The sequence below is a fragment of the Pseudomonas sp. N040 genome, assembly GCF_015637705.1.
In the GTDB taxonomy this organism is placed as follows: domain Bacteria; phylum Pseudomonadota; class Gammaproteobacteria; order Pseudomonadales; family Pseudomonadaceae; genus Aquipseudomonas.
The window spans coordinates 180,544-199,493 of sequence record NZ_JADOBE010000004.1 but is presented as its reverse complement, the minus strand read 5'-3'; the positions used below and the strand labels follow the sequence as shown (position 1 = coordinate 199,493).

Here is an 18,950-nt window from a genome sequence, read left to right as displayed (position 1 = left end):
GCCCGGGCACCTTGTCTCAGAACCGCAGCCATCCGAACTTAAGTTAACCAACCAAGCAGGCCGCTAGTCAGGCGCGCAGCGTCTTCACGCCATCCTTGGTGCCGAGCAGCAGCACATCGGCGGGGCGGGCCGCGAACAGGCCATTGGTGACCACGCCGACGATGGCATTGATCTGCGCTTCCAGCTCCAGCGGGTTGGTGATCGCCAGGTTGAACACGTCGAGGATGATGTTGCCGTTGTCGGTCAGCACGCCTTCGCGGTACACCGGATCACCGCCGAGCTTGACCAGCTGGCGCGCCACATGGCTGCGCGCCATCGGGATGACTTCCACCGGCAGCGGGAAGTGGCCGAGCACTGGCACCAGCTTGCTTTCGTCGGCGATGCAGATAAAGGTTCTGGCCACCGCGGCGACGATCTTCTCGCGGGTCAGCGCGGCGCCACCGCCCTTGATCAGGTTCAGGTGCTGATCGCTTTCGTCGGCGCCATCGACATAGAACTCCAGGTCGCTGGTGCTGTTCAGGTCGTACACCGGAATGCCGTGGGCTTTCAGGCGCGCAGCGGTGGCATCCGAGCTGGCCACGGCGCCGTCGAAGTCCATCTTGTGCCTGGCCAGTTCGTCGATGAAGAAGTTCGCGGTGGAACCGGTGCCAACACCAATCACGCTTTTCTGCTCGAGTTGCGGAAGGATCAGCGCCATGGCGGCCTGCGCCACAGCCTGTTTGAGTTGGTCTTGGGTCATGCGGCACCGTGGGTTTGTGAAATCGGACGCAGATTATAACCGGAGAAAGCGCTAAAACCCTGCTGTGTCGGTGGTCGTGCAGCGAAACGCTGCGGTAGACTGCCGCTCTCCGCACCATTGCCAAAGATCAGTCCGATGCTCGAGCAGTACGTCAAGAAAATCCTCACTTCGCGCGTCTACGATGTGGCCGTGGAAACCCCGCTGCAGGCGGCCCGGCAGCTCTCCGAGCGCACCGGCAACCAGGTCCTGCTCAAGCGCGAAGATCTGCAGGCGGTGTACTCGTTCAAGATTCGTGGCGCCTACAACAAGCTGGCCCAGCTCAGCGCCGAAGAACTGGCGCGCGGCGTGGTCACCGCCTCGGCCGGCAACCATGCCCAGGGCCTGGCCCTGGCGGCCAAGCACCTGGGGGTCAAGGCCACCATCGTCATGCCGCGCACCACCCCCGAACTGAAGGTGCTCGGTGTGCGCTCGCGCGGCGGCAAGGTAGTGCTGCACGGCGATGCCTTCCCGGAAGCGCTGGCCTACTCGCTGAAGCTGGTGGAAGAGAAAGGCTACGTGTATGTCCATCCCTACGACGACCCGCACGTGATCGCCGGCCAGGGCACCGTGGCCATGGAAATCCTCCGCCAGCAACCGGGCCAGCTGGATGCCATCTTTGTCCCGGTCGGCGGCGGCGGGCTGATCGCCGGCATCGCGGCCTACGTCAAATACCTGCGTCCGGAAATCCGCATCATCGGTGTCGAGCCGGATGATTCCAACTGCCTGCAGGCCGCCATGGCCGCCGGCGAGCGCGTGGTGCTGCCGAGCGTCGGGCTGTTTGCCGACGGTGTGGCCGTGGCGCAGATCGGCCAGCATACCTTTGACGTGTGCCGTGAATATGTCGACGAGGTGATCACCGTCAGTACCGACGAGATCTGTGCGGCGATCAAGGACATCTACGACGACACCCGCTCGATCACCGAGCCGGCCGGCGCCCTCAGCGTGGCCGGGATCAAGAAGTACGTCGAGCGCGAAGGCTGCAGCGGCAAGGTGCTGGTGGGGATCGACTCCGGCGCCAACATCAACTTCGATCGCCTGCGCCATGTCGCCGAGCGCGCCGAGCTGGGCGAGAAGCGCGAGGCGATCATCGCCGTGACCATCCCGGAGAAGCCGGGCAGCTTCAAGACCTTTTGCGAGGCCATCGGCAAGCGCCAGATCACCGAGTTCAACTACCGCTATCACGATGACGGCGAGGCGCAGATTTTCGTCGGCGTGCAGACCCATCCGGAACATGACCCGCGCGAGGCGCTGGTGGAGAGCCTGCGTGCGCAGGGCTTTCCGGTGCTGGATCTGACCGACAACGAACTGGCCAAGCTGCATGTGCGGCACATGGTCGGCGGGCATGCCGCGGCGGTGCCGGACGAGTGCGTGTTCCGCTTCGAGTTTCCCGAACGCCCCGGCGCGCTGTTCAACTTCCTCAACAAGCTCGGCGGGCGCTGGAATATCTCGATGTTCCATTACCGCAATCACGGTGCTGCCGATGGCCGCGTGCTGGCCGCGCTGCAGGTGCCGCATGCGCAGCGCCAGCTGATTCCGGCAGCGCTGGATGCGATCGGTTACCCGTACTGGGATGAAAGCGAAAATCCGGCCTACAAACTGTTTCTCGGCTGAACCCACCAACCCTGGCGAGTCATCATGGACAATTATCTGCTGCTGAAAATCGCCCACAGCCTGCCCGGCGTGCTGGTCCTGCTGGGCGTGCTGGCGCATCTGCTGATGCTCTGGAAGGCGCAGAGCAGTGCCGACCCCGCGCTGCTGCAGCGCAAGCTGCGCAACACCCGGCGCTTCAGTCTGCCGGCGCTCGCCGTGCTGGCGTTGAGCCTGCCGCTGAGTGGCTGGTGGCTGGTGCATCTGGGCGGGTTTGCGCTGGGCCAGAGCTGGCTGCTGGCCAGTTCGGCGCTGTTCATCCTGCTGGTGCTGGCCGGCCTGCTGCTGGCGGGGCGCCTGGCTGCCTGGCAGGCGCTGGGCGCGCTGCCGGCACCGCGCAAGCTGCTGCGCCTGACCCTGGCCTATGCCGTGCTGATCGTCGGGCTGCTGCTGGCGATCATGGCGCTGATGGGCGCCAAACCGGCGTGAGCGAATGTTTTGCACGGCGGTTGCTGACCACCTACTCTCGACTTTAACGACCCAGTGAGGATCACCATGAGCACCTTTGAACAAGCCCAGGCGCAGATCAAGACCCTGAAGCGCCGGCCGGGCAACGATGACATGCTGTTTCTCTACGCGCACTACAAGCAGGGCGCGGCGGGCGATGTGAGCGGCGCCAGGCCGGGCATGCTGGACATGATCGGGCGCGCCAAGTACGACGCGTGGGCCAAGCTGGCGGGGCTGAGCAGCAGCGAGGCGCAGGCCCGCTATGTGGCCAAGGTGCAGGCGCTGCTCAAGGCAGACGGCTGATCGAACCTGTCGGGCCGGGTGCGGCGGCAGGCCTGCCGCCCGGGTTGCGACGCGCAGTGGTGCAGGATGTCCGGGTTTCCAGATGATCGAAATTAATCCGCTGAGAAAGCGCAAGCTGTACGCCTCCGACCTGAAGCTCGGCATGTACGTGTGCGAGCTGGATCGGCCGTGGAACGAAACGCCGTTTCTGTTCCAGGGCTTTCCGCTGCTCACCGTCGAGGAATTGCAGGCGGTGCAGGCATGCTGCAGTTTCGTCTTTATCGACGAGTTGCGCCGTGTCACGGTCAACCTTGACCGACCGGGAAATCCCGCTACAGAACCATTGCGGCATAACCGGCCGGTGGCGCCTGCTGCCGAGCCGGCGCGGCAGGTCCGGCGGCCGCCGGTGGCCACGCCCAAGCTCAGGCGTGCACCGCGACCGGTGCAGCAAATCAAGCGCGAGGCGCTCTCCGTCGAGGTGCAGAATGCCCGCGCCAGTCACCGCAAGACTTCGGCGGTGGTCAAGGATCTGTTTCTGGCGATCAAGCTGGGCCGCGGCATCGACGTCGGGGATTGCCGGACGGTGGTGCGCAATAACCTGGAAAGCCTGTTGCGCAACGAGAGTGCGCTGCTCTGGCTGTCGCGCATGAAGCGCCAGGATGACTACACCAGCCAGCATTGCCTGGCGGTTTCAGTGATGGCCATGGGCTTCGGCCGCTACCTCGGGGTGGATCGCATCGGCCTCGAGCAGCTCGGCCTGGCCGGCCTGCTGCACGATGTCGGCAAGATCAAGATCGATCCACAGATACTCAACAAGCCGGGCAAGCTGACGGCGGAGGAATTCGCCCAGATGCAGGCGCACGCTGAGATCGGCTACCAGCTGCTGGCGGAAAACCGCGACTTGCCACCCATGGTGCTGGACGTCACCCGCGATCACCATGAGCGACTCGACGGCAGGGGTTACCCGCGGCGCCTGGGGGCTGTGCAGATAGCCGATTACACGCGGCTGATCAGCATCATTGATTGTTTTGATGCGATCACCAGTCCGCGGGTCTATGACCAGGCACGCAGCGTCAAGGACGCCTTCAAGGTGCTGATGGATTCGCGTGAAACCCAGTACGACGCCGAACTGGTGCTGCAATTCATCGAATGGCTGGGCATCTTCCCGGTCGGTACGCTGGTCGAGTTGCACACCGGTGAGATTGGCCTGGTGGTGGAAAAGAATCCGGAGCTGAAACTGCGCCCCAAGGTAGTGGTGCTGATCGACCAGGATGGCCAGCGCTGCCCGCCACGCTTCCTCGATCTGGCGAAGGTCTGCGTTGACGCAGAATCCAACCCCTACCGCATCACGCGCGGCCTGCCGGATGGCACGCGCGGCCTGAACATGATCGATCCCGAGGTCCAGGCCTTGCTGGACAATCGCGAACTGCAGGACATGGATGATCCGGTGGGCACATCCAGTCCGCAGCCCTCATGACGGCCGCAGGGAAATGATCGGCCAGCCGCGCGCCTGTGCCGTGCTGCGCAACACCTCGTCCGGATCTACCGCGACCGGATGGCTGACCTGTTCCAGCAGCGGCAGGTCATTGCGCGAGTCGCTGTAGAAATAGCTGTCGCACAGGGTCATGCCCTGCTCATCGAGCCACAGCTGCAGGCGCCTGACCTTGCCTTCCTGATAGCAGGGAATCCCGGCCAGGGTTCCGCTGTAGCGGCCGTCCTGCATGCCGCATTCGGTGGCCAGCAGGGTGTCGACGCCCAATCGGCTGGCGATCGGGCCGGTAACGAAGCGGTTGGTCGCGGTGATGATCAGCAGCCGGTCACCCTGCTCGCGATGCTGCTGCAGCAGCGCCTCGCCCTTGGCCAGGATCAGCGGCTCGATCACTTCCTGCATGAACTCGGCGTGCCAGCGGGCCAGCTGGTCCATCGGTGTGCGGCCGAGAATCGCCTGGCTGAAGTTCTGGTAGGCCACCACGTCGAGCTTGCCGGCGCAGTAGTCCGCGTAGAACGCATCGTTGCGGGCCTGGTATTCGCTGGCATCGACATGCCCGTGCTGGCAGAGAAAGTCGCCCCAGCTGTGGTCGCTGTCCCCTGCCAGCAGGGTATTGTCGAGATCGAAGATGGCCAGGCGCACGGTAAAACCCCGGAAGAGCTGAAATGGACGCACAGGATAAGGGCTTTTGTCGCGCCTGCCCACCGCGGAGCCGGTGGCTGCATTGCCGCTCCGTCGGGCTTTGTGGAACAATGCCGGCATAAGCATTTTCGAGATTCCCACCGTGATTGATTCCGATGGTTTTCGCCCGAATGTCGGCATCATTCTCGCCAATGATGTCGGCCAGGTATTGTGGGCACGGCGCATTAATCAGGACGCCTGGCAGTTTCCGCAGGGCGGCATCAACCCGCAGGAGACGCCGGAAGAGGCGTTGTACCGTGAACTTAATGAAGAAGTCGGCCTCGAAGAGCAGGATGTGAAGATTCTCGCCTGTACGCGGGGCTGGTTGCGCTATCGTCTGCCGCAGCGGCTGGTGCGCAGCAACAGCCAGCCGCTGTGCATTGGCCAGAAACAGAAGTGGTTTCTCCTGCGCCTGCTTTCCGATGAACAGCGCGTGCGCATGGATGTAACCGGAAAGCCGGAATTCGATGGCTGGCGCTGGGTCAGTTACTGGTACCCGCTGGGTCAGGTCGTGACATTCAAACGCGAAGTCTATCGTCGCGCCCTCAAGGAACTTGCCCCGTGCCTGCCGGCACGTGACTGACAGACCCAGGAATCAGCATGCTCAACACGCTGCGCAAGATCGTCCAGGAAGTAAACGCGGCCAAGGATCTGAAGGCGGCGCTGGGGATCATCGTGCTGCGTGTGCGCGAGGCAATGAAAAGCCACGTCTGCTCGGTCTACCTGCTGGACCCGGAAAGCAACCGCTTTGTGCTGATGGCCACCGAAGGTCTGAACAAGCGCGCGATCGGCAAGGTCAGCATGGCCCCCAACGAGGGTCTGGTCGGCCTCGTCGGCACCCGTGAGGAACCCCTCAACCTCGAGGATGCGGCCAATCATCCGCGCTATCGCTATTTCGCCGAAACCGGGGAAGAGCGCTATGCCTCGTTTCTCGGAGCGCCGATCATCCACCACCGCCGGGTGATGGGCGTGCTGGTCATCCAGCAGAAGGAAAGCCGGCAGTTCGACGAGGGTGAGGAAGCCTTCCTCGTGACCATGAGCGCGCAGCTCGCCGGAGTGATCGCGCATGCCGAGGCGACCGGCTCGATCCGCGGCCTCGGCAAGCAGGGCAAGGGCATCCATGAGGCCAAGTTTGCCGGCGTGCCAGGCTCCCCCGGCGCTGCCATCGGCACCGCCGTGGTCATGCTGCCACCGGCCGATCTGGACGTGGTGCCGGACAAGACCATCGCTGACATCGATGCCGAACTGGCGCTGTTCAGCAGCGCGCTGGATTCAGTGCGGGCGGACCTGCACGCACTGTCGGCCAAGCTGGCGACTCAGCTGCGCCCGGAAGAGCGCGCACTGTTCGATGTCTACCTGATGATGCTGGATGACGATGCCATCGGTAACGAGATCATGCGCATCATCCGCACCGGCCAGTGGGCGCAGGGCGCACTGCGCCAGGTGGTCGGCGACCACGTCAAGCGTTTCGAGCTGATGGATGATGCCTATCTGCGCGAACGGGCCTCCGATATCAAGGACCTCGGCCGGCGCTTGCTGGCCTACTTGCAGGAAGCGCGCACGCAGACGCTGAGCTATGCCGAGAACACCATCCTGGTCAGCGAGGAGCTGACCCCGGGCATGCTCGGCGAGGTGCCGGAAGGCAAGCTGATCGGCCTGGTCTCGGTACTCGGTTCGGGCAACTCGCACGTCGCCATCCTGGCCCGCGCCATGGGCATTCCGACAGTGATGGGCGCGGTCGATCTGCCGTACTCCAAGGTCGACGGCATCCAGATGATCGTCGATGGCTACCATGGCGAGGTTTTCACCAACCCGTCGGCCGAGCTGTGCAAGCAGTACCGTGCGGTGGTCGAGGAGGAGCGCGAGCTGGCCAAGGGCCTCAGTGCACTCAGCAGCCTGCCGTGCGAAACCCTCGACGGCTTGCGCATGCCGCTGTGGGTCAACACCGGCCTGCTCGCCGATGTGGTGCGCGCCCAGGAACGCGGTGCGGAAGGCGTCGGCCTGTACCGTACGGAAGTGCCGTTCATGATCCGCGACCGCTTTCCCAGCGAGAAGGAACAGCTGGCGATCTACCGCGAGCAGCTGCATGCCTTCCATCCGCTGCCGGTGACCATGCGCACCCTGGACATCGGCGGGGACAAGGCGCTGCCGTATTTCCCGATCAAGGAAGCCAACCCGTTCCTTGGCTGGCGCGGGATCCGCATCACCCTGGATCACCCGGAAATCTTCCTGGTGCAGATCCGCGCGATGCTCAAGGCCAGCGTCGGGCTGAACAACCTGCGCATCCTGTTGCCGATGATTTCCGGTCTGCGCGAGCTGGAAGAGTCGCTGCACCTGATTCACCGTGCCTGGAGTGAAGTGCGCGACGAGGGTTTCGATATTGCCATGCCGCCGGTCGGCGTGATGATCGAGGTGCCGGCGGCGGTCTATCAGATTCGCGAGCTGGCGCGTCAGGTCGACTTCATCTCGATCGGCTCGAACGACCTCACCCAGTACCTGCTGGCAGTCGACCGCAACAACCCGCGGGTCGCCGACCTCTATGACTTCCTGCACCCGTCCGTGCTGCAGGCGCTGCGCCTGGTGGTCGATGGCGGGCATGCCGAAGGCAAGCCGGTGGGTATCTGCGGCGAGATGGCCGGTGATCCGGCCGCCGCGGTGCTGCTGCTGGCCATGGGCTTTGACAGCCTGTCGATGAACGCGACCAACCTGCCCAAGGTGAAATGGCTGTTGCGCCAGATCAGCAAGCGCATGGCCACAGAGCTGCTGGAGCAGCTGATGGGCATGGACAATCCGCAGGTCATCCACAGCACCCTGCAGCTGGCGCTGCACAACCTCGGCCTCGGCCGCATGATCAACCCTGCCGCCACCATCCAGGCATGAGTCCGGCGCCGGCGCTGGTTGCGCAGCGCCTGGCCGGCCTCAGGGTGTCCGCCGCCAGCGCGCTGGTCTGGCATGCCGGCGGACTGTGCCTGGTGGCCGACGACAACCGGCTGTTGCATTGCTACGACCTGGATGGCGGCTTCCGCGCTGAGCATGTGCTGCTGGATGAGCAATGGCCGCAAGAACCCACGGCGCGCAAGGCCATCAAGGCCGACTTTGAAATGCTCTGCCAGCTGCCGGACGGCTGGCTGCTGGCGCTGGGCTCCGGGTCCACTGCGCAGCGTCGGCGTGGCGTGCTGTGGCGACCGGGAGAGACTCGGATTATCGATTTGACGCCGCTGTATCTGGTGCTGGAGCAGCAGATCCCCCAGCTGAACCTGGAAGGCGCCGTGGTCCGGGGCGGTCAGTTGCTGCTGGCGCAGCGCGGCAATGGCGCGGGATCCAGCAATGCACTGCTCAGCCTCGATCTGTCACGGGTCATGGCGCAGCTGGGGCAGGCATGGCTCGGTCCGGAATGCCTGCAAGAGAGCGTGCCACTGCAGCTCGGTCAGCTTGGCGGCGTGCCGCTGACCATAACCGATCTGTGCCTGGACCTGCAGGGACGCCTGCTGTTCTCGGCGGCGGCCGAAGACAGCGCCTCGACCTATGCCGACGGCCCCTGTCTGGGCAGTGCCATTGGCTGGCTGGAAGCCGGGCAGGTGCGGGCACTCTGGCCGCTTGCCGGTGACGCCAAGATCGAGGGCCTCTGTATGGTGGGTGATGGTAGCTTGCGGCTGGTCAATGACCCGGATGACGCCGCTGCCCGCTCATGCCTCTACCGCTTGTGCTTGCCGGACTACTAGGCAGGTTTCCCCCAGCAGCACCCCGGCGGGGCCAAAGCGGCGCTCGGCGATCTGCCGCCGGCCATCCTGATGCACGATCAGCGCGGTGCTGGCGCAGGTGCCGTAGCCGGGGCTGGCAATGAATACGCTGGATAGCAGACGTTCGATCTGCACCCCCACGCCAGTATCCGGCAGGTCGGCGTCGGCGGCTGGCTGTGCGTCTTGCAGCAGGTTCAACAGCGACGCGGTTTGCGGCTCAGCCAGACAGTTGGCCAGCGCCGCCTTGGCGCGTTGCAGTTTTGGCCAGGGGCTGTCCAGATCTGCGTTGGACAACCCATACAAGCCTGCCGGCAATTGCTGGGCAGTGCCTTGCTGCTGGTTGAAGTGCCAGAGTTGTTGCGCATTGCCCAGCAGCAGATTGAACCCGGCATAGCCGGCAGCGCGCGCGCTCAGACCGCTCAGATACTCCTCGGCGGTTTGCCTCCCGTGCAGGAAATCGGCAACCAGTTCGCCGCGCGATGGCCCGCCCTGCGGCAGTTGCATGTCGCGGATGTTGGTCAGTGCGGCAAAGCGTCCGCTGTCGCTGATGCCCAGCCAGGTGCCGCCCGCCTTTAGGTCGCGGCCGGCATAGACGCCCGGGCGATCATCCCAGTGCGCCAGTGGCAGGCTGGGCCGCGCATAGAACTCGTCGCGGTTGGCGGCAACGATCAGCGGTTGCGGATGGCCGGGTCGCCAGGCAAAAACGATCAGGCACATGGGCAACTCCTGGTGGTCTGCAAGGCCATGATCATCGCGCCATGCAGGGGGAACGTCCAGCCGCTGGTAGCTCAACGATGGAGCCACCGGCATGCATCCGGTACCATGCGCCCTTTGTGTGGGCAGACCCAAGGGGTTGTGATGGAATTTGCGCTCTACCTGCTGCTGGGTGCCGCGGCCGGCGTCCTGGCCGGGTTGTTTGGCGTGGGGGGCGGCATCATCATCGTGCCGGTGCTGGTGTTCAGCTTCAGCGCGCAGGGCTTTGCCCCGGAAATCCTGACCCAGCTGGCAGTGGGCACCTCGCTGGCCACCATCATCTTCACCTCGATCAATTCGGTACGCGAGCACCATCGGCGCGGCGCGGTGGTCTGGCCCATCGTGCGCTGGATGGCGCTGGGCATCCTGCTCGGCGCCGGTTTTGGTGCGCTGACCGCGGCGGCGATCAAGGGCCCGCTGCTGCAGAAGATCATTGGCGTATTCGCCCTGGTGATTGCCGCGCAAATGGCCTTTGAGCTGCGCCCCAAGGCCAGCGCGCCGGTGCCGGGCAAGCTCGGCCTGACGGCGGCCGGCGGGGTGATCGGTTGGGCCTCGGCGATCTTCGGCATCGGCGGCGGTTCGCTCAGTGTGCCCTTCCTCAGCTGGCGCAGTGTGCCGATCCAGCAGGCGGTGGCCACTTCATCGGCCTGCGGTTTCCCGATTGCCGTGGCCAGTGCGCTGAGCTTCATGCTGATTGGCTGGCATAATCCACTGCTGCCGGACTGGAGCCTGGGGTTTGTCTACCTGCCGGCGATGGTCGGCATCGCCTTCACCAGCATGTTCTTTGCCCGCTTTGGTGCGCGCCTGGCGCACAAGCTGCCACCGCGCCTGCTCAGGCGCCTGTTTGCCCTGCTGCTGTTTTGTGTCGGTCTGAATTTTCTGCTTTGAGGAGTTGCAATGCTGGCTTATCCGCAAATCGATCCGGTGGCACTGGCCCTTGGTCCGCTGAAAATCCACTGGTATGGCCTGATGTACCTGATCGGAATTGGCGGCGCCTGGTGGCTGTTGTCGCGGCGACTGAAGGCTTTTGATCCAACCTGGAGCAAGGAAAAGCTCTCCGACCTGGTGTTCTGGTCGGCGATGGGCGTGATTCTCGGCGGGCGCCTCGGCTACGTGCTGTTCTACGACCTGGCAGCCTACCTGGATGACCCATTGCTGGTCCTGCAGGTGTGGAAGGGCGGCATGTCCTTCCATGGCGGCTTTATCGGCGTGATGCTGGCCTGCGCCTGGTTCGGCCAGCGCAATGGCAAGACTTTTTTCCAGCTGATGGATTTCATTGCGCCGGTGGTGCCGATCGGTCTGGGTGCCGGGCGCATCGGCAACTTCATCAATGCCGAGCTGTGGGGCCGCGCTACCGACCTGCCCTGGGCGATGATCTTTCCCACCGACCCGCAACAGCTGGCGCGGCACCCGTCGCAGCTGTACCAGTTCGCCATGGAGGGGGTGTTGCTGTTTGCCATCCTCTGGCTGTACACGCGCAAGCCGCGGCCGACCATGGCGGTCTCCGGGATGTTTGCCCTGTGGTACGGGATCTTCCGCATCATTGCCGAATTCGTCCGGGTGCCGGATGCCCAGCTCGGCTACCTGGCTTTCGGCTGGCTGACCATGGGCCAGCTGCTCAGCCTGCCGATGGTGGCGCTGGGTATCTTCCTGATTGTTCATGCGTACCGGCGCCAGGCCGCGCAGGGAGTTGCCTGATGAAACAGTACCTCGACATGATGCGCCTGGTGCGTGACACCGGCACCTTCAAGACCGACCGCACCGGCACCGGCACTTACAGCATCTTCGGTCACCAGATGCGTTTCAATCTGGCCGATGGCTTCCCCCTGGTCACCACCAAGAAGTGCCATCTGAAGTCGATCATCCACGAGCTGCTGTGGTTCCTCCAGGGCGATACCAACATCCAGTACCTGAAGGACAACGGCGTGCGCATCTGGGACGAATGGGCCGACGAAAACGGCAACCTCGGTCCGGTCTACGGCTACCAGTGGCGCAGCTGGCCTACACCCAATGGCGGCTCGATCGACCAGATCAGCAACCTCATTGCCATGATTAAAAGCAATCCGGATTCACGCCGGCTGATCGTCTCGGCGTGGAACCCGGCACTGGTCGAGCAGATGGCCCTGCCGCCGTGCCATGCGCTGTTCCAGTTCTACGTGGCCGACGGCAAGCTGAGTTGCCAGCTGTACCAGCGCTCGGCCGACATCTTCCTCGGCGTGCCGTTCAACATCGCCAGCTACGCCCTGCTGACGCTGATGGTGGCACAGGTCTGCGGCCTGCAACCGGGCGAGTTCATCTGGACCGGCGGCGACTGCCACCTGTACGCCAACCACCTGGAGCAGGCCGACCTGCAACTGTCGCGCGAGCCGCTGCCGTTGCCGGTGATGAAGCTCAATCCGACGGTAACCGACCTGCTGGCCTTCAGGTTCGAGGACTTCGAGCTGGTCGGCTATCAGGCGCATCCGCATATCCCGGCGCCGGTGGCGGTATGAGCCGGCCACTGTGCCTGATCGCCGCGCTGGCCGAAAACGGCGTGATCGGCCGTGACAACCAGCTGCCCTGGCACCTGCCGGCCGACCTCAGGCATTTCAAGGCGCTGACCCTGGGCAAGCCGATCATCATGGGGCGCAAGACCTGGGACTCGCTCGGCCGGCCGCTGCCGGGTCGGCTGAATCTGGTGGTCAGTCGCCAGGCCGGCCTGCAGCTGGACGGCGCAGAGGTTTTCAACTCTCTCGATCAAGCCATTCAGCGTGCCAGCCAGTGGGCTGAGCAGCAGGGTGCCGAGGAGCTGATGTTGATTGGTGGTGCACAACTCTACGAACAGGCCATGCCGCAAGCTGCGCGTTTGTACCTGACCCGAGTGGCGCTGAGCCCCGCGGGCGATGCCTGGTTCCCGGCCTATGTCGAGCAGGACTGGCGTCTGCACGACAGCGAGGCGCATGCGGCTGGCGAACAGACCCCGGCCTACTGTTTCGAGACCTGGGTGCGCAGCTAGCACCCAAGCGCTCAACCCAACCTACGTGGTGTGTGGCGCCGGTTCATACTTTTCAGCAAGCGCCCTGCTACTCGCTGCTCTGCAGCAAATCCAGCGCCTGCTGCAAAACCTTTTCCGACTCGGCGTGATCGCCGGCGTTGTGAAGCTCTTCGCCTTCGGCGCGCAGGCGTTTGACTTCGGCGAGGATCTGGCTGCTGGCCGGCGGATCGGTTTTCAGCAACTGGTCGATTTTGGCCATGTCCTGGGGGCAGTGCGAGGCCAGCAGGGGCGCGCTGAGCAAGGCAGCGCAGAGGAATAGGGCAAGACGGCGCATGGGGGGGTTCTCCGTGAATAAGGAGTGCCTTGTCAGTGTAGGTGATCAGTCTGTGGCGCCTGGATTTTCTGCCCAAAGGTCTGCAGTGCGCCCTTTCGGCCGGCTGACCCGGTCGAGCAGGTAGACCAGCGAGTGGTAGTCGATGCCGCTGTGCTGGGACAGGCCGATCTCGCAGGTGCGGCTGGTCGACACGCCTTCGGCGCAGACCTGCACGGCGTCCTTCAGCGAGCGCAGCGCATGGGCATTCAGCTCGGGGGTGGTGAAGCCCTTGTCGCCGGCGAAGCCGCAGCAGTGAATGCCTTCGGGGATGACCACCTGTTTTGCGCAGCGCCGGGCGATCTCGATCAGCCCTTCGGCCTCGCCCAGGTGCTGGGTGCTGCAGGTGACATGCACTGCCACCGGCGCCTCCTGCGGGGTGATCTCCAGCTTGTCGAGCAGGTGTTCGCGGATAAATTTCACCGGGTCGTACAGGCGCAGGCGACTGTCGGCATTGCCCTGCACCAGCCGCAGGGTGCAGGGGCTGGTATCGCAGTAGATGGGGTCCTGGCCATTGCGACTGGCTCTGAGCAGGGTGGCCAGCAGCTCGTCGCGCTTGTTGTCGCCCTGGCTGGCATAGCCCTTGGAGGTGAACGGCTGGCCGCAGCAGAGCTGGTCGAGACCGTCAGGGAAGATCACCGCGAAGCCGGCTTTTTCCAGCAGGGCGCGGGTCTTGTCGAGCAGTGTGCTTTGTTCGCTGTCACTGAACGCCGGCCCCATCGCCCGTGACACGCAGGCCGGCAGGTAGACCACCCGCGGACGTTCGCTGGGCGGCGCGGCCACCCACTTCAGCGCCTGCACCGGCTGTGGCATGGCCGCTGTCCACAATGGCGTGCCGAGCTGCCGGTGCAGGCCGGCGGCCCAGCGGGCCAGACGCGGAGCACCGAGCAGGCGCCGCGCCGTGTCGGCGGCCAGCAAGCCAAGGCGTGCGCCCTGCAGCGCCGTGGCGAAATGCCCGGCCAGCCAGGTTGCGCTGCCGCGGTGCCTGGCCTGCTCGCCGCGCAGCTGGCGTACCAGATCGCCGGTGTTGATCCCCACCGGGCAGCGCTGCGCGCACAGGCCGGTGGCGGCGCAGGTGTCGAGGCCGTGGTGCTGGTAAGCGGCCTCCAGCTCGGCGGTGTCGATGCCGGCGCGTTTCTTCGCCTGGATATCGCGCCAGATGACGATGCGCTGGCGCGGGCTGAGGGTCAGGCCGCGTGACGGGCAGACCGGTTCGCAGAAGCCGCACTCGATGCACTTGTCGACGAGCGCGTCAGCGGCCGGCAGCGGCTTCAGATTTTTCAGGTGCAGCTCGCGGTCTTCGCTGAGGATTACGTCCGGGTTGAGGATGCCCAGCGGGTCGAGCAGGCGCTTGATCGCCCACATCAGCTGGTAGGCCTCGCTGCCCCATTCCAGTTCGACGAATGGCGCCATGTTGCGTCCGGTGCCGTGCTCAGCCTTCAGTGCGCCGCCGAACTCCACCGCCACCAGCTGCGCCACCTCGCCCATAAAGGCCTGGTAACGCGCGACCTGCGCCGGGTCATCGAAGCCCTGGGTGAAGACAAAGTGCAGGTTGCCTTCCAGCGCGTGGCCGAAAATGATCGCTTCGCTGTAGCCGTGCTTGTCGAGCAGTTCGAGCAGACGGTTGACGCCCTCGGCCAGCACCTCGAGCGGGAAGGTGACGTCCTCGATGATCACTGTGGTGCCGGTCGCACGCACCGCGCCGACGGCGGGGAAGGTGTCCTTGCGGATCTTCCACAGCAGGTTGTAGACGGCCGGATCGGTACTGAAGTCGACCTGCTTTTCCAGCGGGAAATGCGCGATGGCGGCCATGATGGCGTCGACCTGCTCGTCCAGCAGGCTGGCGCTGGCCGCGCGCGATTCGATCAGCAGCGCGCAGGCACCGCCCGACAGCGCGCGCACCCACACCGGCATGCCCGGTTTGTCCTGCACCGAGCGCAGGCTGCGGCGGTCGAGCAGCTCCACCGCCGACACCGGCTGCAGTTTCAGCAGCGGCACCGCGCGGCAGCAGCTTTCCACGTCGGGGAACACCAGCAGGGCACTGGCCTTGTGCGGGTGCTCGGGCACGGTGTGGTAGGTCACCGCGCTGATAAACCCCAGTGTGCCCTCGGAGCCGACCATCAGGTGGCTGAGGATATCCAGCGGCTCATCGAAATCGACCAGCGCATTCAGCGACAGTCCGGTGGTGTTCTTCAGCCGGTACTTGTGCCGAATCTTCGCCGCCAGCTCGCTGTTGCCACGGGTCTGCCGGCCCAGTTCGGCGAGTTGCTGCAGCAGGTCGGCGTGGCTGTGCTGGAAGCTGGCCACGCTGGCCGGATCTTCGGTATCCACCAGCGTGCCGTCGGCCAGCACCAGGCGCAGGCCGGCGAGGGTGTGGTAGCTGTTCTGCGCGGTGCCACAACACATGCCGCTTGAGTTGTTGGCGACGATGCCGCCGATCCTGGCCGCCGCAATCGAGGCCGGGTCGGGGCCGATCTTGCGCTGATACGGTGCCAGCACGGCGTTGGCGCTGGCGCCGATCACCCCCGGTTGCAGACGAATCTGCGCGCCGTCGTTGCGCACCTCGCGGCCGTTCCAGTGGTCGCCCAGCATCAGCAGCACCGAGTCGGAAATCGCCTGCCCGGACAGGCTGGTGCCGGCGGCGCGGAAGGTCACCGGCACGCGGTGAACGCCGGCCAGTTTGAGCAGTTCGACCACTTCCCGCTCGCTCTCGACGCGGATCACCAGCTGTGGGATCAGCCGGTAGAAACTGGCATCGGTGCCGAAGGCCAGGGTCGACAGCGGGTCGTCGAAGCGCCGCTCTTGGGGAATCAGGCGGGCGGCGGCGTCGAGGAAGGCGGTGGGCAGGCTCATGGGTGCTCCGGAGTTATTGCGCGGCGTGTTTGAGCTCACGCACCAGCGAATCGGCACTGATCTCGCTGATCGAGCGGGCACCGGTGAGGGTCATGGCCACGCGCATTTCCTTGTCGATCAGCTCCAGCAGATTGCTCACCCCGGCACCGCCGGCGGCGGCCAGGGCGTAGACGAAGGCGCGGCCGAGCAGCACCGCATCGGCGCCGAGGGCGAGCATGCGCACCACGTCGAGGCCGGTGCGGATGCCGGAGTCGGCGAGGATCTTGATCTCGCCCTTCACCGCATCGGCAATCGCCGGCAAGGCACGGGCGCTGGACAGCACGCCATCCAGCTGGCGACCGCCGTGGTTGGACACGACGATGCCGTCGGCGCCGAACTTCACCGCGTCACGGGCGTCGTCCGGGTCGAGAATGCCCTTGATCAGCATCGGCCCGTCCCAGAAGTCGCGGATCCACTGCAGGTCCTTCCAGGAAATCGACGGGTCGAAATTTTCCCCCAGCCAGCCGATGTAGTCGGCCAGCCCGGTCGGGTTGCCGCGATAGGTGGAGATATTGCCCAGGTCATGGGGCTTGCCGAGCAGGCCGACATCCCAGGCCCAGCGCGGGTGGGTCATGGCCTGCAGCATGCGCCGCAGTGGCGCGTGCGGCCCGCTCATGCCGGAATGGGCGTCGCGGTAGCGCGCGCCGGGCACCGGCATGTCGACGGTAAACACCAGGGTGGTGACGCCGGCGGCCCTGGCGCGCTCCAGGGCGTTGCGCATGAAGCCGCGGTCCTTCAGCACATAGAGCTGGAACCACATTGGCCGGTCGATGCTTGGCGCGACTTCCTCGATCGGGCACACCGAGACGGTGGACAGGGTGAAGGGAATGCCCTTGCCTGCTGCGGCCTGGGCGGCCTGCACTTCGCCGCGGCGGGCGTACATGCCGGTCAGGCCGACCGGCGCCAGCGCCACCGGCATCGCCAGGGTCTCGTTGAACAGGCGGGTTTCCAGGCTCAGCTCGGCCATGTTCTTCAGTACGCGTTGGCGCAGGGCGATGTCGGCCAGGTCGCTGATGTTGCGCCGCAGCGTGTGCTCGGCATAGGCGCCGCCGTCGATGTAGTGGAACAGGAACGGCGGCAGCTTGCGCCGGGCGGCTTCGCGGTAGTCGGTGGAGGCGGAAATGATCATGGGAGTTCCCTCAGTGTACGAGCATGCCAGTGAACACATAGGCCTGCAGCAGGGTGATCAGGCCAACGAAGGCGGCGAAGATCAGGCTGTGCTTGAGGGTGAAGCGGAACAGATCGGATTCCTTGCCGACCATGCCGGTGGCGGCGCAGGCCACGGCGATGGATTGCGGCGAGATCATCTTGCCGGTCACACCGCCACTGGTGTTGGCCGCCACCAGCAGGGTGTCGTTGACCCCGATCTGGTGCGCGGTGGTCGCCTGCAGCGAGCTGAACAGGGCGTTGGATGAGGTATCCGAGCCGGTGAGGAATACTCCCAGCCAGCCGAGGAACGGGGAGAAAAACGGGAACAGCACGCCGGTTCCGGCCAGCACCAGCGCCAGCGTCGAGGACATGCCGGAGAAGTTGGTGACGAAGGCGAAGGCCAGCACCATGCCGATCGACAGGATCGGCCATTTCAGCTCGACCAGGGTTTCCCGGAAGGTGCTCAGGCCGGTTTTCGCGCTGATCTTCAGCACCAGCATGGAAATCAGCGCGGAGAAGAAGATCGCCGTACCGGTGGCCGAGATCGGGTCGAGCTTGAACACCGCCGGCATCGCCGTGGCGCTGGCGACGATCGGCGCGCTCTTGATCACCAGTTGATCGAGATGCGGAATGGCGAAGTTGAAGACGCTGGCGTACATCGCGCCGCCGGCGGCAAACAGTGCCTTGAACGGTTTCAGTGTCCAGATGGTCACCAGCACGGTGAGGATCAGGAATGGCGACCAGGCCTTGAGGATCTCGCCGAAGCTGTACGGCGACGGCAGGGTACTGCGCGCACCGCCGAAACCACCGGCAAAGGCGCTGACTTCACCACTAACGCCGGCAACCGCGAGCTTGGCTGCGCGGGCCGGCTGCCAGACCTTGAGGAACAGGGTCAGCGAGATCAGGCTGACCAGCGCCGAGGTGATGTCCGGCAGTTCCGGGCCGATGAAATTGGAAGTGAAGTACTGGGTCACGGCAAACGAGGCGCCGGCCACCAGTGCGGCGGGCCAGGTTTCCCGGATGCCGCGCCAGCCATCCATCATCGCCACCAGCCAGAACGGTACCAGCACCGACAGGAACGGCAGTTGGCGGCCGGTCATGGCGCCGATCTTGAACGGATCGATGCCGGTCACCTGGCCGGCCACGGTGATCGGAATGCCGAGCGCACCGAAGGCTACCGGCGCGGTGTTGGCGATCAGGCACAGGCCGGCGGCGTACAACGGGTTGAAGCCGAGGCCGACCAGCAGGGCCGCGGTGATCGCCACCGGCGCACCGAAACCGGCGGCGCCTTCGAGAAAGGCGCCGAAGGCGAAGCCGATCAGCAGCACCTGCAGGCGCTGGTCGTCGGTGATTGACAGCACCGAGCTGCGGATCACCTCGAACTGACCACTCTTCACTGTCAATTTGTACAGAAAGACTGCCGCCACGATGATCCAGGCGATCGGCCACAAGCCATAGGCAAAGCCGTAGCCGGCTGCCGCAAAGGCCATGTCGGCCGGCATGTCGAAGGCGAGGATGGCCACGCCGAGCGACAGCGCCAGGGTGATAGCGCCGGCGACGTGGCCCTTGAGGCGGAACACCGCCAGGGCGAGGAAGAAGAAAACGATGGGGATCAACGCGACCAGTGCGGAGAGTCCCAGGCCGCCGAGCGGAGTGTAGAGCTGCTGCCAGGTTTGCATGGTAATGGCTTCCTGATGGGGTTTGGTCTGCCGGCTGATCAGGTTCCGCATGCGCAGCGGTCGGGTGAT

18 protein-coding genes are annotated in these 18,950 nt (G+C 65.0%); 11 read left to right on the top strand and 7 right to left on the bottom strand.

Features of this window, described 5'->3' with window-relative positions; genetic code table 11:
• Positions 1-67: 67 nt before the first annotated feature.
• On the bottom strand, positions 68-739 hold the full coding sequence (gene rpiA, locus ISX93_RS08005) for a ribose-5-phosphate isomerase RpiA (RefSeq protein ID WP_195778192.1): 672 nt from the start codon (positions 737-739) through the stop codon (positions 68-70).
• A gap of 135 nt (positions 740-874) precedes the next feature.
• Here rpiA and ilvA point away from each other — a divergent pair, with 135 nt between their 5' ends.
• From ilvA to ISX93_RS07985, 4 genes are all read left to right on the top strand, one after another.
• Positions 875-2,389, top strand: a complete 1,515-nt coding sequence (gene ilvA, locus ISX93_RS08000; RefSeq protein ID WP_195778191.1) for a threonine ammonia-lyase, biosynthetic — start codon at positions 875-877, stop codon at positions 2,387-2,389.
• A gap of 24 nt (positions 2,390-2,413) precedes the next feature.
• On the top strand, positions 2,414-2,854 hold the full coding sequence (locus ISX93_RS07995; RefSeq protein WP_195778190.1) for a DUF2269 family protein: 441 nt from the start codon (positions 2,414-2,416) through the stop codon (positions 2,852-2,854).
• A 66-nt stretch (positions 2,855-2,920) separates the two neighbouring features.
• Positions 2,921-3,175, top strand: coding sequence for an acyl-CoA-binding protein (locus tag ISX93_RS07990; protein WP_195778189.1), 255 nt, complete (start codon positions 2,921-2,923; stop codon positions 3,173-3,175).
• A gap of 82 nt (positions 3,176-3,257) precedes the next feature.
• Positions 3,258-4,631, top strand: coding sequence for an HD-GYP domain-containing protein (locus tag ISX93_RS07985; RefSeq protein ID WP_195778188.1), 1,374 nt, complete (start codon positions 3,258-3,260; stop codon positions 4,629-4,631).
• Here ISX93_RS07985 and ISX93_RS07980 read toward each other — a convergent pair.
• Positions 4,626-5,285, bottom strand: a complete 660-nt coding sequence (locus ISX93_RS07980; RefSeq protein WP_195778187.1) for an HAD family hydrolase — start codon at positions 5,283-5,285, stop codon at positions 4,626-4,628. The two genes, ISX93_RS07985 and ISX93_RS07980, sit on opposite strands and share 6 nt — an antisense overlap.
• 142 nt (positions 5,286-5,427) lie before the next feature.
• On the opposite strand from ISX93_RS07980, the gene ISX93_RS07975 reads away from it, so the two are divergent.
• From ISX93_RS07975 to ISX93_RS07965, 3 genes are read left to right on the top strand one after another with little or no spacing between them, the layout of a single operon-like run.
• Positions 5,428-5,907 carry an RNA pyrophosphohydrolase gene (locus ISX93_RS07975; RefSeq protein ID WP_195778326.1) on the top strand — a complete coding sequence of 160 codons (480 nt, stop codon included), beginning with the start codon at positions 5,428-5,430 and terminating at the stop codon, positions 5,905-5,907.
• A 17-nt stretch (positions 5,908-5,924) separates the two neighbouring features.
• A complete protein-coding gene (ptsP, locus tag ISX93_RS07970; RefSeq protein WP_195778186.1) occupies positions 5,925-8,204 on the top strand; it encodes a phosphoenolpyruvate--protein phosphotransferase in 2,280 nt (759 codons plus the stop codon).
• Positions 8,201-9,046, top strand: coding sequence for a DUF6929 family protein (locus tag ISX93_RS07965; RefSeq protein ID WP_195778185.1), 846 nt, complete (start codon positions 8,201-8,203; stop codon positions 9,044-9,046). Before ptsP ends, ISX93_RS07965 begins: the two co-directional genes overlap by 4 nt.
• Here the strand turns inward: ISX93_RS07965 and ISX93_RS07960 are convergent.
• Positions 9,011-9,781 carry an NRDE family protein gene (locus ISX93_RS07960; protein WP_195778184.1) on the bottom strand — a complete coding sequence of 257 codons (771 nt, stop codon included), beginning with the start codon at positions 9,779-9,781 and terminating at the stop codon, positions 9,011-9,013. The two genes, ISX93_RS07965 and ISX93_RS07960, sit on opposite strands and share 36 nt — an antisense overlap.
• Before the next feature lie 141 nt (positions 9,782-9,922).
• Between ISX93_RS07960 and ISX93_RS07955 the strand changes: the two genes are divergently transcribed.
• Genes ISX93_RS07955 through ISX93_RS07940 form a run of 4 tightly spaced genes read left to right on the top strand, consistent with a single transcriptional unit; the run spans position 9,923 to position 12,812 of the window.
• Entirely contained in the window at positions 9,923-10,705 is a 783-nt protein-coding gene (locus tag ISX93_RS07955) for a sulfite exporter TauE/SafE family protein (RefSeq protein WP_195778183.1), read from the top strand.
• Positions 10,706-10,714: 9 nt separating this feature from the next.
• Positions 10,715-11,515, top strand: a complete 801-nt coding sequence (gene lgt / locus ISX93_RS07950; RefSeq protein ID WP_195778182.1) for a prolipoprotein diacylglyceryl transferase — start codon at positions 10,715-10,717, stop codon at positions 11,513-11,515.
• Positions 11,515-12,309, top strand: coding sequence for a thymidylate synthase (locus ISX93_RS07945; RefSeq protein WP_195778181.1), 795 nt, complete (start codon positions 11,515-11,517; stop codon positions 12,307-12,309). The genes lgt and ISX93_RS07945 overlap by 1 nt, the downstream gene beginning before the upstream one ends.
• Positions 12,306-12,812, top strand: coding sequence for a dihydrofolate reductase (locus ISX93_RS07940; RefSeq protein WP_195778180.1), 507 nt, complete (start codon positions 12,306-12,308; stop codon positions 12,810-12,812). The genes ISX93_RS07945 and ISX93_RS07940 overlap by 4 nt, the downstream gene beginning before the upstream one ends.
• A gap of 67 nt (positions 12,813-12,879) precedes the next feature.
• On the opposite strand, the gene ISX93_RS07935 is transcribed toward ISX93_RS07940, so the two are convergent.
• Genes ISX93_RS07935 through ISX93_RS07920 form a run of 4 tightly spaced genes read right to left on the bottom strand, consistent with a single transcriptional unit; the run spans position 12,880 to position 18,881 of the window.
• On the bottom strand, positions 12,880-13,125 hold the full coding sequence (locus ISX93_RS07935; protein WP_195778179.1) for a hypothetical protein: 246 nt from the start codon (positions 13,123-13,125) through the stop codon (positions 12,880-12,882).
• 45 nt (positions 13,126-13,170) lie between these two features.
• The gene (locus ISX93_RS07930) at positions 13,171-16,014 is read right to left on the bottom strand and encodes an FAD-binding and (Fe-S)-binding domain-containing protein (RefSeq protein ID WP_195778178.1); all 2,844 of its coding nucleotides are present in this window, start codon (positions 16,012-16,014) and stop codon (positions 13,171-13,173) included.
• 13 nt (positions 16,015-16,027) lie between these two features.
• Positions 16,028-17,182 (bottom strand): FMN-dependent L-lactate dehydrogenase LldD, encoded by a 1,155-nt coding sequence (gene lldD, locus ISX93_RS07925; RefSeq protein WP_195778177.1) that lies wholly within the window; start codon positions 17,180-17,182, stop codon positions 16,028-16,030.
• A 10-nt stretch (positions 17,183-17,192) separates the two neighbouring features.
• Positions 17,193-18,881 (bottom strand): lactate permease LctP family transporter, encoded by a 1,689-nt coding sequence (locus tag ISX93_RS07920; RefSeq protein WP_195778176.1) that lies wholly within the window; start codon positions 18,879-18,881, stop codon positions 17,193-17,195.
• Positions 18,882-18,950 lie beyond the last annotated feature (69 nt).